Origin of the sequence: Lysinibacillus sp. NPDC059133 (assembly GCF_042755925.1) — a bacterium.
Lineage (GTDB): Bacteria > Bacillota > Bacilli > Bacillales_A > Planococcaceae > Lysinibacillus.
In genome coordinates this window covers 13939-29115 of the sequence record NZ_JBHZDH010000004.1, presented here as the reverse complement: position 1 = coordinate 29115, position 15177 = coordinate 13939, and the positions used below count along the sequence as shown (strand labels likewise).

14 protein-coding genes and 1 pseudogene are annotated in these 15177 nt (G+C 35.0%); 4 read left to right on the top strand and 11 right to left on the bottom strand.

The features are described 5' to 3' along the window. Positions 1-233: 233 nt before the first annotated feature. Together ACFXN8_RS03435 and ACFXN8_RS03430 are read right to left on the bottom strand one after the other, a co-directional pair. Positions 234-557, bottom strand: a complete 324-nt coding sequence (locus ACFXN8_RS03435) for a hypothetical protein (RefSeq protein WP_386842801.1) — start codon at positions 555-557, stop codon at positions 234-236. Then, on the bottom strand, positions 554-694 hold the full coding sequence (locus ACFXN8_RS03430; protein WP_386842799.1) for a hypothetical protein: 141 nt from the start codon (positions 692-694) through the stop codon (positions 554-556). The genes ACFXN8_RS03435 and ACFXN8_RS03430 overlap by 4 nt, the downstream gene beginning before the upstream one ends. 330 nt (positions 695-1024) lie before the next feature. Between ACFXN8_RS03430 and ACFXN8_RS03425 the strand changes: the two genes are divergently transcribed. Beyond that, on the top strand, positions 1025-1234 hold the full coding sequence (locus tag ACFXN8_RS03425) for an RNA polymerase subunit sigma (RefSeq protein ID WP_386842797.1): 210 nt from the start codon (positions 1025-1027) through the stop codon (positions 1232-1234). 1177 nt (positions 1235-2411) lie between these two features. Here the strand turns inward: ACFXN8_RS03425 and ACFXN8_RS03420 are convergent. The 6 genes from ACFXN8_RS03420 to ACFXN8_RS03395 all read right to left on the bottom strand — a co-directional run bounded on the left by ACFXN8_RS03420 (position 2412) and on the right by ACFXN8_RS03395 (position 9083). Next, entirely contained in the window at positions 2412-3131 is a 720-nt protein-coding gene (locus ACFXN8_RS03420; RefSeq protein ID WP_386842795.1) for a hypothetical protein, read from the bottom strand. After that, on the bottom strand, positions 3128-4003 hold the full coding sequence (locus ACFXN8_RS03415) for an ATP-binding cassette domain-containing protein (protein WP_386842793.1): 876 nt from the start codon (positions 4001-4003) through the stop codon (positions 3128-3130). The genes ACFXN8_RS03420 and ACFXN8_RS03415 overlap by 4 nt, the downstream gene beginning before the upstream one ends. An 836-nt stretch (positions 4004-4839) precedes the next feature. Next, positions 4840-5745: a cation diffusion facilitator family transporter gene (locus tag ACFXN8_RS03410; RefSeq protein WP_386842791.1), complete on the bottom strand. Its 906-nt coding sequence runs from the start codon at positions 5743-5745 to the stop codon at positions 4840-4842. 468 nt (positions 5746-6213) lie between these two features. Then, the gene (locus ACFXN8_RS03405) at positions 6214-6585 is read right to left on the bottom strand and encodes a hypothetical protein (protein ID WP_376070169.1); all 372 of its coding nucleotides are present in this window, start codon (positions 6583-6585) and stop codon (positions 6214-6216) included. A gap of 241 nt (positions 6586-6826) precedes the next feature. Beyond that, positions 6827-7282 (bottom strand): hypothetical protein, encoded by a 456-nt coding sequence (locus ACFXN8_RS03400; protein WP_386842789.1) that lies wholly within the window; start codon positions 7280-7282, stop codon positions 6827-6829. A 295-nt stretch (positions 7283-7577) separates the two neighbouring features. Further along, entirely contained in the window at positions 7578-9083 is a 1506-nt protein-coding gene (locus ACFXN8_RS03395) for a thiol-activated cytolysin family protein (protein ID WP_386842947.1), read from the bottom strand. 210 nt (positions 9084-9293) lie between these two features. Here ACFXN8_RS03395 and ACFXN8_RS03390 point away from each other — a divergent pair. Continuing rightward, a pseudogene (locus ACFXN8_RS03390) lies at positions 9294-9487 on the top strand (hypothetical protein). A gap of 286 nt (positions 9488-9773) precedes the next feature. Next, positions 9774-10724, top strand: coding sequence for a LysR family transcriptional regulator (locus ACFXN8_RS03385; protein ID WP_376070164.1), 951 nt, complete (start codon positions 9774-9776; stop codon positions 10722-10724). A gap of 93 nt (positions 10725-10817) precedes the next feature. On the opposite strand, the gene scpC is transcribed toward ACFXN8_RS03385, so the two are convergent. Further along, positions 10818-12323: a succinyl-CoA:acetate CoA-transferase ScpC gene (gene scpC / locus ACFXN8_RS03380; protein WP_386842786.1), complete on the bottom strand. Its 1506-nt coding sequence runs from the start codon at positions 12321-12323 to the stop codon at positions 10818-10820. A gap of 32 nt (positions 12324-12355) precedes the next feature. Continuing rightward, a complete protein-coding gene (locus ACFXN8_RS03375; RefSeq protein ID WP_386842784.1) occupies positions 12356-12991 on the bottom strand; it encodes an HD domain-containing protein in 636 nt (211 codons plus the stop codon). Positions 12992-13595: 604 nt separating this feature from the next. On the opposite strand from ACFXN8_RS03375, the gene ACFXN8_RS03370 reads away from it, so the two are divergent. Then, positions 13596-14501: a C40 family peptidase gene (locus tag ACFXN8_RS03370; protein WP_386842782.1), complete on the top strand. Its 906-nt coding sequence runs from the start codon at positions 13596-13598 to the stop codon at positions 14499-14501. Positions 14502-14974: 473 nt separating this feature from the next. On the opposite strand, the gene ACFXN8_RS03365 is transcribed toward ACFXN8_RS03370, so the two are convergent. Next, positions 14975-15130, bottom strand: coding sequence for a hypothetical protein (locus tag ACFXN8_RS03365; protein ID WP_386842780.1), 156 nt, complete (start codon positions 15128-15130; stop codon positions 14975-14977). Positions 15131-15177: the final 47 nt, after the last annotated feature.

The following is a 15177-nucleotide window of genomic DNA, read 5'->3' as shown; positions in this document are numbered from 1 at the left end:
ACAGCATTATTCGAGAAAACAGACTTATTTTTTACGTAAGAGCAACTGAAAACGCCAAGATCAATGTCTTACCAATGATCCTGGCGTTTCGATTTATTTATTGAAATATGCACAATTTTAAAATGTAAAGTAGAGTAATTTAACTTTCAAACTTCATTCCAGCGTAACGGTACGGGTTAATTAGGACAATATAACAACATAAATTTTTAGGTAGTCTCTCGTTATATAAAATCCTATAATCTTATCCCATTATTTTTTGATTGAATTATGAAGTGATGATTCGATTCTTCCGTATAATGACCTACATTAAACTCATTTAGATTTATTAAATCCTTGTATTGTTTTGGAATAGGATAATCCCACTCTATATTTTCTAACTTAAGTGGGAAGTTGTTATCATTAGGGTTAGAGGTATGGATATAAACCCCATCTAATCCTGCGTCTTCATCAACTAATTCTATCCAAGATTGATAAGGTTTTTCAAATACTTGAAGATTTTCTAATAAGCGATTGTATAACATTATATGAGCCTTTATATGCGCTCTTCTTAACTTCAAACTACTATCTCCAAGTCCATAAAAATCAAGATGGGTATGCCCCATCCTTCCTCCCAAAAATCTAAATCATAGTGTGCTACGTCTAGTTCCCTTGATAAATTATGAAAATAACGCTTTTTCCCACGAAATTTTTTCAATGATAATTTGCTCCTTTATGTTACTTACTTTGAACAATTATATATGAAACAAATTTGATAGTAAAAAACTCTATTTTCAAAACTTTATTAGAAAGGCTTCAATCCATTCTGAGCTGTAGCGTTTGACGACGTTGTGGCTTTTTTATGTATAGAAAATAATAATTTGTACAAATTATTATTGAGTGTATCGCACGCACATAGGTTGTGGCGTTAGTTGACCGTCACGGCCTCCCCCATTTGTTACTTAGGGTCCTTCCAGTGACCCTTTAAACATTATTTTCTACAGCTTTATATTTTAATTTACTTATATTACATATCGAGGTGCTTAAATTGACTACATTCGGAAAATGTTTATATATCGCTTTCGTTGTAACACTGTTTTTATTTACAACGGTTTGGGATTATTTCAAAGATAATAATATGGCTTTGCTTGAAAATTTTTTCTTTTCCTTTTGGGTAGCAAGTTTTTTATTCATTGCATTGCTCCTTAGAGGTAAAAAAGATGAAATGGAAAAAGCTAAAAACGAGAAGCAGATTTGAATAGTCTAATCTGCTTTTTTTGTTCTTTTGATTGATGTGAGATTCCCACCCCTAAAGGGACAAGCTGACTAATGTCAGTGGGATTCCTGAGTAACTAAGCGTTCGCAGTCCATTTCTGTTTTGAACAGTTCTCAAGATTGGGGTATCCCATTACCCCTCCCTATCCAGTGCATATAGCAGATAGGGCTACACTACTGTTACCATAGCGTATAGTTGGTTTCGTCCGATGTGTTTTAGCGTCTTTTTCGTGACGACACATATTGTTTTACCGATAGCATGAATTAGGCTATCGAACCATATACAATATCCAATTTTCAATGAACGAGCGTGTTTTATAGACTTTTACTTGTCTATAGATGAAGTATAACACCCTTTCAGACAATTAAGGTAGCAAATGTTACCTCTTGTCTGACCTCACTTTCATCCCATGTCTAAAGACGGGCTACACCCGGCATGGGCTTTCTCGTTCGGAAAATCTGTAAGTGGTTTAACAATTAAGGATGCTAATATTATTCCCCAACAAGAGCTGCTTGATTGTTTAAATGCCATTTCGAAAGATAAGGAAATTATTGTTTACTGCTGGGATGTCTGATGTAACAAAGCACCAAAGTAGCTACATTAAAATATCGTAACCGTTCAAATTCGTTGGATAAATAGGCTGATAATGATTAGCTGTTAACGGCGGTTGATTAGGAGGATTCTTATTAGTTAACGGCATTGTAAATCCTTCTTATTGAAACCTGAATTGCTGACGCTAAGAATATGGGTTTACTCCAGTTGTCTGATTTATTGGTGGACTAGAAAATAGTACAGCATTATTTAAATATGGACATGTATTCGATAACATTTCGTCCTCCATTTTTGAAAAAGTAATACGAATTAGTTGATCCTTAAACTCCATTAATAATAGCTTAAATACTCAAATGTAATATTCGTGTTTAATTCAATTAACGCAGTATCCAGCCGATAGACGAATCGCACTTTCAACGCTTAAATACGAACATTCAGAAATGTTTAATGTGAAGTTGTTCGTTATTTAACTTTTGTTGGCTAAAAATATATATCCAAAAGAGGTTTATTCAAACCACCTCCACAAGGTTACATTTGGCTTTATCATAAAGAGTAACCAATGTTCTCCAGCAGAAGTACTGAAGAACATTGGTTGCTTAGGCTTTTTCTAATCCTTTTTTGACTTAGCCGTTAACGGTGCATTGCGCATGATGGGATATGTGATGAACAATGCAATCAGACTAATAGTGATCACAAAAGAAAATATCACCATGACATGAACGTTCTGAGTCATTAACCATTCCCCTATTGAAAAATCGATCAAACCACTGTAGTTTAATAGCGTACCGATGATCACTAACACCATCAACCAGATCACACTTTTCTTGAAACCAAGTCTATAATATATGGTAAAAAACAAAAAAGCGAAGGAGAAGGTGAAAATACCTAACATCAAATCTATTAAATAATAGGATAGGAAGGTATACTCCTGATTTAAAAAGGTTGCTGGATGCAATATATGAGCCGCTACGTTCCATCGCTCATAAAATGTTAAGAGAATCCATTGAAAGGCGTTTAAAATAAAGGTGACAATCAGTACACTTGCTAAACCTACCGCATAAAAGGTTTTCAACAAATGGATCCTTGTACTTCCCATTCCGATTGCGACGGGGAAAATCGTACTAAATCCATTAATTGCAAACAGAGGGATAAAAAAATACGTTGGTCCTGAGATGGCGGCGATTACCTCTTCACCCAAGTGAAAGAAATAGCCAATGAATAACCATAACAACAGTAAAGGGAACGTTATATAGAGTAAAAGCATCTTTCCTAAGGCAAATAATGCCCCTTCATAAACCATCCTAAATGTTCCACTGTTCAAGTTCATATGTTCACCCCATTTCGTTCCTCCGTTCTATTTAATAAATAATCATGTAGAGAGGCTGGTTCAATTGATAACCCATGGGCCTGAGCAAAATGCTTCCATTCGTTCGTATAAGGTTCATCGAGCATGACTTTCATTTTCGTATCCAATTCTTGTTGCTCCAACACAGTGTGCGATTGGATGAGATTTAAAAAGGAAGTCTTCTCTCCACTTAACCAAATGCCTTTATCCCGCATCGTTTCCATTGTTTCATGGAGAAATACTCTACCATCATGAATCACTACCAACGCTTCACATAGAGTTTGAATTTCTTCGATATGATGGGAGGATAAAAGAATGAGCCTTGGGTTTTCTTCATAACTTTCCAATAATACTTTGTGTAATTTCTTTCGCATAGCTAGATCTAAACCATTGGTCGGTTCATCAAGTATTGTTATATCAGCATTACTGGCAATACCGATAATAAATTGCAGTGCTGATTTCATACCTTTAGAGAGCCTGCTCACATTTTTGTTTTCGTCCAAATTAAAAACTGCTAAAAGCTCTTTAGCAAAATCTATATCAAAATTTGAATTGTAATAATCACCGAAGCGTAACGCATCTTTTACCTTCCAAATCTTACTGAATGGATGATCTTCTTGCATATAACATAAATGATTATTTGTTCGATCATGGTTATAAGGATTAAATCCCAATATGTTTATCTCACCATGATTAGGTTTTAAATGACCAGCTAACAACTTCATAAAGGTAGTTTTCCCAGTTCCGTTTCGGCCCCAAAGTCCAACAATGATTTTCTCACTCACTAACAAATTAAAGTCATGCAATATTTTGGTTGTATCATAACTATAGTGAACCTGATTGACTTCTATCATGACCTGCCTCCTTTTTAATCGGATAACCTTTTGGACAACTACCCCTAAACGGGCCCCTTCATTTCTTCATAAAAACATCTGCAATTTTTATGATTCGAGCGTCTGTATGCTTTCGAATGTAATTAGCAACACGAAGATAATAAGGGGAATCTTCCTTACCTTTTGATGGCCGGTGATTACGGTCAAATTAACTTAACAGTAGGCCATTCAATTATTCTATTCATATGGTAAAGGAGCGTTTGAAGCGGTAATTTCATTGAGGACTCACCGTTACTATATGATATGATGGGTCACTGAGCAAAAGTTCAGGTAGTAGGGGCCGCTTCATGAATCTTCTTCATACACCGTGAGGAGAAATACAGGATGACCATGTCCCTTTGTCATACAAATTCATTAAAATCCTTACACTAATATTTTCATTAGAACACCCGATCAGATGAACAAAAAATAATAAATGAAAAAGTTTTCACACATCCTTCCCTAATTCTTCGCAATACAAATTTTACCACGAAAACGACAAAAATACGCTGAATTTTCAGATAAATAATCCTTTTATTTAACTATCTTACTATCTTCTTTAATCCAAATAGATTACGCCAATATATGGCCAAAAGTGGATAGTAGATAAATAATCAGGTACCGAAATGGATACTTTCATAATTGAACAGGACTTCTAAGCACTCTACAATTGCATCACTATCAGGGTTAGCCAAGAAAAAACCAAGAAACCTTTTTTTCGAAGGCTTCTTGGTTTTTTCAAAATACATGATTCAATTTGCACAATAATTGTATCGATATATTAGCGCCGCCAGTTCAAGCTGCGTAAAATGGTACTACTACTCTTGATTAGGTTCTATATAGTAAGGATTTACATGGATAAGAACTTCCTCTACATCTGGGTATTTATTTAATAGTTCATTTTTTATCTCACGTGCTATATCATGGCCTTGTTTAATTGTTAAATCATGATTAAGTGAAAGCCGAATGTCTAAAAGCTTATAGTGACCGTGTTCTCTTGCGCGAATTTTGTCTATTCGTTGCACTTGATTAAATTCATGAATAGTAGCTTCATAGTCGTCTAAAAGTTCCTGGTCTACACTTTTTTCCATTAACACATCCACAGAAGGTTTAACTAATTCCATTGCAATCCTAAAAATAAAACAAGCTACTAAAGCACTTGCAATAGCGTCAGCGTATAGCAAAAATGTCCACCCAATTGCATTTCCTATAATCGCTAAGAGGACACCAATAAATGCGGCAAGGGAAGCAACGATATCACCTTTATGATCTAACGCAATCGCTATAATAGCCTTACTATTCCACTTTTTCCCCTGTTTTATGGAGTATCTATATAATATTTCTTTTGCTATGTAAGAAATTATAGCTACAATTAATGCACTGTATTGTGGTACGCTAGGTTCTTCAAAAAATGCTAAAATTGCTTCTACTAAAATATATAGTGAAACTATTATTAAAATAATTCCAACGATTGCTTCACTAATAACCTCTGCCTTACCATGCCCAAAGGGATGATCCTTATCAGGTGGTTTATTAGAGATTCCAACTACTGCTAGCACAGCAATCGAAGCTACTACATCTGCTCCAGAGTGAATCCCATCTGCAAAAACAGCCTCACTATTCCCAAAAAGACCAAAGAAGATTTTACCGATCATTAAAATTAGGTTGGATAGAAGTGCAATCCATGCAACTTTTTTGCTAATCTGTTCTCTCTCACTAACCATTTATTTCTCCTCCGAGTAAGAGTTTTATCAATAAAAAATGTGGGAAGAATTCTCCTCAAATACCCTTTACTCTTCTTCCTTCAATTCACACTCAACTATGATAGCAGACGAATATTGAGTGGGTCTACAGCAATCTTTTTTACCATTACTAAATAAAATTCGAGAGTAAAAATAAGTTGCCTCAGACCAAAATTAATCGAATGTAAGGGTTTCCCGAAAAAAGACGTTTCACGCTAACTAGATGAACCTTTAAAGTTGTTCGCAAACGAAACAAAATTATTATTTTCTTTGCCTACAGTCCCCCTTATAAATGTTTATTGTTTTCCAAAAGATTTTTGCTGTTAAAATTAAAAGGCAGATTTAATCTACAAAACGTGTAGAATAAATCTGCTTTTTTTTTTTTGATATTTCGTGCATTGAAACTTAACTAAAGTCCCCTGTTAGTTGAATAAGGGTATATGGAATTATTTACATCTTTGATATTCCATAGCTAAAAATACAAAGTAATAAACTGATAATGGTTAAGCCAGCAACTGGAATAGCAAAAGCTTTATTGTTTTTAAATTCATAGATTGCTGTGATTGCACCTGCGAGGCATAATGCTAACCATACGGGTATAAACACAGCATCCGCAATATTTGTTGGTAACAGAGCGTAACCACTAACTAAGTAAAATACCCAGTGGAAAACCAACAGTCCTACTAATACATAAGAGATTTTTCGAGGTGGGTTTCCTTTCTTGTCTTTTCTAACAGCTATAAATACTGGAATGATAAACGTTAAAAATGCAAGAATGCCAACAACCATTAAAATTATTAATGAAATTCCAATGATGAACACTCCCTTTCACAATACCTCATTGTTTAATCTGACTAATTTCACAATAAAAAGGTTGCTTTTACCGATTGTTGAACACAAGTTAAACAATATTCTTTAACTAACCCGCTTCGTTAGTTGAATAGCAACATTCTTTTCGAAAACAGCCAAATAAAAAGATTCCATTTGAAAAAAAGCTTGATTCCAAATAGATTCTTTCTCAGTTATTTAGTTTGTAAGTTTAATCGTTCTTTTAATAGGATAGCTAATCTACTTCTAAAACGAAAGCATAGAAAGCGTCGCCATGAGATACATTCGCTTCCTTTTCATCCATCCACCATACGCCATAAGAATAATAATAAACGCCACGTTGTGTAGGTGCAGTAAAACGATTGTCTTTGACCATGACCTCAGTTTCTTTGTTATCACTTATTTGTGCAACATGAAATTCATTCGGTTTTGATTCGTAGTCCATTACAAGTGTTATTTTTTCACCTGATTTAACTTTTATAGGCTTTTTGCCTTCTAACATTTCAACTGGTCCAACAGTATCAACGCATCCATTTTGCCAACAGTATGTACCGAGTGTCGTTTCAAATTTTTTATTTTCAATCTCTATAAAGACTTGAGGAGGCTTTTCTCCTGACAATCCAATAGAATTTGAACACCCCGTTATCGTAAGGCCTAAAAGAGCAACTACATATAAAAAACATTTCTTCATGCACATCCCCCTCGTAATAGTCGACGAACTCGTTTAAACTAAGTTACAAATTAGTTACCATATTATGCCGTAACCCTTCGAAGTAATTTTTTCTTCCTTAACTTCAACGCTACTATGTACGGTGGCATGACTTGGTGGTGTTCTTTTGTTCATTTATCAGGCTAGATGTTTGAGAAAATAGAAACGGCTGAGGTTCTTGTGTAACAAGAGTCTCAGCCGTTTCTTTTTCCAGGATGGGTGATCGTGTTTTGATCTTTATTTTAATTAATCCGCTTCAAACCCTCTTGAGAAATACCTAATTAATAGTACCTGTTGGATATAATGTAGTTCCTCCAATTGAAACTTTTATTTCTTTAGATAAAGGAACATTGTATTCATCAATAATTGTTCGCCACCAATCCCAGGCAAGACCTGTACATTCTCTTGCATAAATTCTAATATTTTTTGAATTAGGCGGAAGTGGTATGACTGTAGAGAAATGAGCTGTTTTGTCTTTCCAGTTTCCATTCCAAGTTTTATGAGATAGCACTTCTTCTCCATTTTCATCATATGAAAATTCATCCCAGGCTACTTCAAATTGAGCAACATATGCCCCGTAATGATCAAGGATGATGCTGCCTTTAGAGTATTCTGTAGATGTCGTCTCGATATAATCTGTATTGTTATGAACCGCAGCAATTGAATTATCCTTTAAGAAAACACTTGTATATGAAATTGGGTATGCTGGATTTTTAAGACTAAATTCTGCATTATCTTTAATTATTTTTCTAATATCATTAAAATCTTTTGAGACAACCTGATTATGCTGTTGGGAATCTCCGCCTAATACTACAGCAGTAAAGGAACTTTCTTCAAAAATATCTTTATACTGTCCACTAGTTTCTACATTCGTATTAACATTGTTCAGTAAGGCTTTAAATGCAGCTTGTACATCCTTGCTCTTAGAACTTGTTTCTAATTTCACATAAATTGTTCTACCATAAGCTACATTTGACACCATAACGGGAGGAGCCTCATTACTTACCCCTTTACGAGTTAACTCTTCAAACGAAACACTATCATCAAAAAGGTCTGATGGATTGTTAGGTAGTTCTGCACTTACGGTATAAAATATTTGTTTATACGCCGCAACCATCACTTTTTTCTCGCCATTTGCAATTGCATTAAAGTCAATTCCCAGTGAATTGTCCAGAACTTTGGCATTCACATTTAGCGTGCTTGCTATTTGAGATTTGCTATAAACCATAGATTCTGAATATTGTAGTCTTGCAGGTAAAGTATGAGTTGTTGAATATTTTTCATTCCATGTAGATACTAGCTCATCTACTGCACCAGATACATTACCATATGTAGGATTATCCACGGTCGTTGTATTTTCTCTTTTCATGCCAGGTAAATCTATGCTTAGATTTAGTGGTTTTCTTTTGGCCACCAATAAACTAGGTTGATTGTCTACAAAAGCTTGATTTGCAAGTTGTAAAGCTCCTGGATAGGTACGATTCGCCATTGAATCGATAATTGAAATATCCACTGGTGAAGTTGTAAGTGATTTTTTGTTCCGTTCAACTACTATAAATTTATCTTTTGAGTTAATACCTTCTCTTGGAACAAAACGATCAATCCTATCTCCTTTCACCGCTAAAACTTCGTTGCTATTGTAGTTCAAGTCTGCTATTCCCGTATCAATGTCAGTAGAATTGCTTTTTTCACTAGTTAAATGGGTATCAAGTGTTTCGGCGGAGGAAATAATTGGATAATTCATGATACATAAACTAACGGATAAACAAACTAGAAATTTCATGACTTTAAAATAATTTCGATTTCCCAAAAAAACCACTCCTTTTTAGGGATATTATACCACGAAAATATTTCGTTCGAGTATAGTAATTTAGTTACACGATTGCTTGTTAAATAACCAATGGTTCGTGAATTTAGCATATTTCAGTTGTCGATTTTAATGTTTAAATATGTATTCAAATAATTCTCCCCTACAAGCTTAAAGAAATCTACTTTGTCTTCAAGTTTTTTTCAGATAAATGCAAACAAATGGACAATAGAGCACGAAAGAAAAAAACTGGACTTTACCTTTCCGCTAATAGACAAAAAACGCTAAAGCCTATCGCCAAGGAACTGAAAAATTATAAAGGAATCGCGCTAGTAGATGTCAAAGCTAAGGACGGTACTGAGGTTAATGTTCGACTATAATTTATAATAGAATCGACCGAACACTGACTGGCATTTTCAAGGAAAAGCCTGATTTCTCACTTATAATACCGAGAAAATTGTAAAATAACGAGATCAAAAAATAGAAATGGTTATTTCACTAAGCAATTTATTCAAATTGAGTTCAGTATTGTACATGACTCCTTTCATATTTCCTTTTTTCTTTGCACATTACTAAATTTGATAATAATTCTCTGATGAAATATACGGGTCTCTATAAGAATAATGTTATAATATAAGAAATATTTTTAATAAAGAAGGTACGTATATGGAGATACGACAGCTTGAATACTTTTTAGTACTGTGCAATGAACTTCATTTTACAAAGGCTGCCGAAAAATTGAATATTACTCAACCAACGCTTAGCCATCAAATTAAAGTATTGGAAAATGAACTGGGCATTCCACTATTCGATCGTCTAGGGAAAAAAATAGCGATTACAGATGCAGGTAAAATATTGCATGAACAATGTACCCATATATTTCGAGCAATAGATAATACAAGCAATCAAATAATTGAACTGAAAGAATTAAAAGCAGGGAAATTAGTGATCGGTACTTTACCTGGTGAATTAACTAATTTAGTGTCGGACTATTTGTTAGATTATCATCTTGAATACCCAGATTTACAAATCTGCATAAATAGCTCGGATGATTTATTAAAACAGTTCAAAGACAATAAAATAGATTTTGCGATTTCCTATAAACAAGAGTACTTTGATTATGAGCATGAGCAGCTTCAACTAATTCCATTGTTTACTGAAGAATTGCTATTCGTTGCGCATAGCGAGCATCCCCTATTAGCATCTGAAAAAATAGCATTTCAAGATGTTTTAGAGCTTCCACTTATATTATTCCCAACGATCCATCAATGTAGGAAAGTAATTGATAGTGCAGCTCGCAAAGAAAAGCTTCATGTGAAACCTAAAATAGAGACAGCTAGTGTTCAAGCCATTTTTAATCTAGTTGAACAAAATGTCGGGGCAACAATTATCTCGAAAACTCTATGCCACCTATATAGAACGAATACTATTTGCGAGCAAACGATCTATAATCCACCATTAACGCGAGAAATTGTACTTCTATATAGAAAAGATAAATTCATTAATTTTGCGGCGAAAGCTTTTATTCGTTTAATGGTTGAGGGACTTGAAAAAGTTGGTTTTTCAATTTCAGAAAAGAGTCGACAATTGATTCAATCATTAATAAAATCTCAATAACAATAAGAAATCCACTAATCACAGAAATACTATTGCTGTAATTAGTGGATTCTATTTTCTAATGACTAAACACGATGCCTAGTCAACATCGCCTTATTTTTTCATTGTCTTAGCTTTCTCTAGATGAACATGCCAAGACAGCGCCTCTTCTAATAAATGAGGTGTGTGATGATTACCAGTTTTCTCTACCGCAGCATTATAATATGCCCACAATTGCTGACGGTAATCAGGATGTGCACAATTATTAATTAATAGAGGCACCCGTTCTTTTGGTGCTAAACCACGTAAATCGGCTACCCCAAACTCTGTAACAATGACGTCCACATCATGCTCTGTATGGTCCACATGAGATACCATAGGGACGATACTTGAGATATTACCACCCTTCGCATAGGATTTTGTGACGAATATTCCTAAACGCGCATTACGGGCGAAATCACCTGAACCTCCAATGCCATTCATCATTTTAGAACCTGAAACATGTGTTGAATTTACATTTCCATAAATATCAACCTCGAGTGCTGTATTAACGGAAATTAATCCTAAACGTCGAATAATTTCAGGATGATTGGATATTTCTTGAGGTCGTAAAATTAAACAATCTCTATAATTTTCAAGCTGACTATAAACCTGCTCACCACGTTCCTGTGATAATGTAATGGACGTACCGGAAGCGGATTTAACTTTACCTGCATCTATTAATTCAAATACGGCGTCCTGTAACACCTCTGAATAAATTTCTAAATCCTCAAACTCTGATTCTAAAAAACCATTTAAAACCGCATTAGCTACGGATCCTACGCCTGATTGAATAGGTGCTAATGTTTTTGTTAAACGACCAGCTTTAACTTCATCACGTAAAAAATTGAGTAAATGCTCTGCCATTTTAGCGGTTTCCTCATCTGGCTGTACAATTGTTGATGGAGCATCTGTTTTTTCAGATAGCACTATGCCACGTACCTTACTAGTATCTAATGGGATACCAACTGTTCCAATTCGCTCCCCTGCACTATTTAAAGGAATAGGACTTCTCTTCCCTTGTACATCTGGAATATAAATATCATGGATCCCCTCTAGAGAGTCAGGATGCGAAACATTTAGTTCAATAATAATTTCATTTGCCATTTGCATAATAATTGGAGAGTTTCCTACAGAGGTTGTAGGTATCAACAAACCACCTTCGGTAATTGCAGTAGCTTCAATTATGGTAAAGTCAATAGGCCCTACAATTCCTTGTCGAATTAATTCTGCATTATGTGAAACATGCGCATCCGTGTACAGTACTTCTCCATTATTTATCATTCGACGAATTGCTGGATCGCCTTGATAGGGTGCTCGCTTCCGAATAATACCAGCTTCAGCCATCTGTTGATCTACCTCTGGACCAAGTGAGGCTCCTGTGTAAACATCAACTTGGAATTTTTCCCCTTTTGCTTTTTCTACAAGCGCTAGTGGTACTATTTTTGCATCGCCAGCCCTTGTAAAGCCACTCATTCCTAATAACATGCCATCTTTGATCCAAGAGGCTGCTTCTTGAGCAGATACAATTTTATCTTGTAATGTAACATGACGAATTTTCTTATGTGCTAGTTTTAACATATTATATGAATCCCCTTACCTATAATTAATTTTTATTCAGACCAAGGTGAGTGCAAGACGCAATCACAAAAGTTTTTAGATTTATAATTTGGAATGAACAATGCACAAACATCAGATTTTATATTGCCAAATGTCGTTTCGGGTTTATGCTTGAATCCCTCAAAAAATGCTGGCAAAATTTTTTGTTTAAATTGATTACGTGGGAATGCATTTATAATTTCATTTCGCTCTTCATTCGTCAAATCATGATAACCGTCTCCCATTACATCAAGACCTACGCCGGCATATAGCAATGCGACTTCATTTTCTTTATGCTCTGCTACGCCGATTGTAGTATGTAGTGCGATTGCATCCCATACGAGTTGTATTGAGGCATCATCAATATGATGGTGTGCTAAAAAATGACGTGCTGCATTTGCACCATCCACCTCAAAGCGTTTATCTATGCTGCTAAATTGTTTTGTTAAACCTAAATCATGAAACAAAGCACTTACATATAGGAGCTCTTCATCATATTTTCGCTGAGCTTTTTTACCTTGTAGAGCCCCAAACAAATAAACACGATTTGAATGATTCCAAAGCAATTCAGAACCATGCTCTTTTAAAATATCCTGAGCTTCTAATGCCAAACGGCTATCAGGTATCTTAATACCAGCAATATTTGTCATCAGTATTACCTCCCTTTATTAAAATAACTATTGCTTATAAAGAATTATAAGAATCGAATTACTATATATCAATTCTATAATTTCTATAATAACCATAGATTTTTTCTATGATCACTCCTTCGATCTATACTCACTTTAACCTTCTCCGTAAGGAAAACCGTGAGAAAAAGTGAAACTTCAATCACTTCTACACCATTATTTTTTAATGATTTATGTGTATATTCAAGGTCTGGACAATTCAAAGTGAACGTTTGAAACAGATGACCATCACGTGAAAAATTTGGCCAACAGCTTTATGAATGGCATAAAGAGATAGGTAGGATTGGATATGGAAAACAAGGAATCACTTAAATAACGGTTTTTCAATTGGATGAAACCTCTAAATTAACCCTTTAAACCCTCTCTATCCAATTATTTAAACTTTTTTTAGTAAAATTGCCCACGATTATTGCAGCAATTTTACACAGGTAAAATTAAGGTTTCAATTTTGCTGTTTAACGGTAATCGGTAATATGTCGGTAATATGATTGAAAAATAACTCATGCCTGTTTCATGCTATTCTTACTTTATTAAAAGGCGAAAGCTTTTGAAAGGAGTAAGTTTAATGAAGAAAAAATGGTTACTACCCATTTTCGCATCGTTTATGTTCTTCACAGGCATGGGTGTTCATGAAGCGAAAGCGGCAACAATAGCAGATATAACAAATACAGCAAAAGCATATATAGGTGTTCCTTATCAATATGGAGGGACAGATATTAAGACAGGTATAGATTGCTCAGCATATACACAAATCGTATTTTCTAAGTTAGGGATTTCACTACAACGTACATCTACAGCTCAATATCAGCAAGGTACTTCGATAACGAAAGCTCAGTTGAAGACTGGGGATCTTGTATTTTTCAATACTTCGGGAAGCGGTGTTTCCCATGTTGGCATATACATAGGTGACAGCAATTTTATTTCAGCTACTACAAGTTCTGGTGTTAAAATCGACAAACTCGATGATCCTTATTACTGGGGATCTCGTTACGTAGGGGCAAAACGCATTGCAAACTTCACTGAAGGAGAAGTAAAAGATGCTGAAATCGACTTTAGCGTTTATGCATCGCGTGGAGAGGTAGCTCTTAAACTGGCCAAGCAGTTAAATTTAGATACTAGTAACACCAATTCAAGTTTTCCTGATGTAACACCAACGTCTAAATATGCGGGTGCTGCGGAAGCACTAAAAAAAATCGGCGTTTTTACGGGTGATGAAAACGGAAAATTCAATCCAGGTTCTCCCATGACACGTGGTCAATTATCGAAAGTTTTAGTGGAAGCATTCCATTTAAAACAACAAGGAACAACTGTACAATTTGCTGATGTTCTAAGTACACATTGGGCTTACAATTATGTATCCATTCTCGCTTCCAATAAAATTACGGTTGGTAAAGGTGACAATACTTTCGGGGTGAGCGACAATGTCACACTAGTACAATTAGAGGCCTTTATCCAACGAGTAGCTCAATAACTTCAAGAAAAGGTATTTCATCTATGGATGAGATGCCTTTTTTGCTTCTAGGCAATATCATTTCACACTCCCTACTTCCAATCACTATACGTATAAAAAAGCCAGTACTAATTTGTACTGACTTTAAAACTATTCTGTTTGTTTTGATTCCACTCACTTGAATGATGATTTTTGATCTAACTAAAACTCATAGCGCAATAAATCTCCTGGAAGAACTCTAGATAATCTGTAACAACCCGCTCCGTTAGTTCGGTATCAAACAACAAAATAGAAAGCATATTTATTTTCGAAAATAGATTGTTCAAAATAACAGTTTTCTGTTTGATTAATGAATATTTCTTCTTGTACTAAAAGCGCCTATTTGTAATCACCTAATCCCATACAGACCAAGCAGCCTCAATCCAGATGGGTCGGTCAAAACAAAGTATTTAGCATTTTCTCCACGCATAACAATTTCAGTAACTTCGACACCATTATTCATGTGTGTATTCAAGGTCCGGACAATTCAAAGTAATCGATTGATACGGGCAACCATCGCGTGAAAAATCCGCTGTTGTAGGATCCTTTGTTTCTACAAGGAGTAATAGAACATTTCCTTCTGGTGGTGTTATTACGGCTACATAACCCATATTATCCTCCTATTCGTTAAATAAATATAATAGGTAGTTGCTGCGTT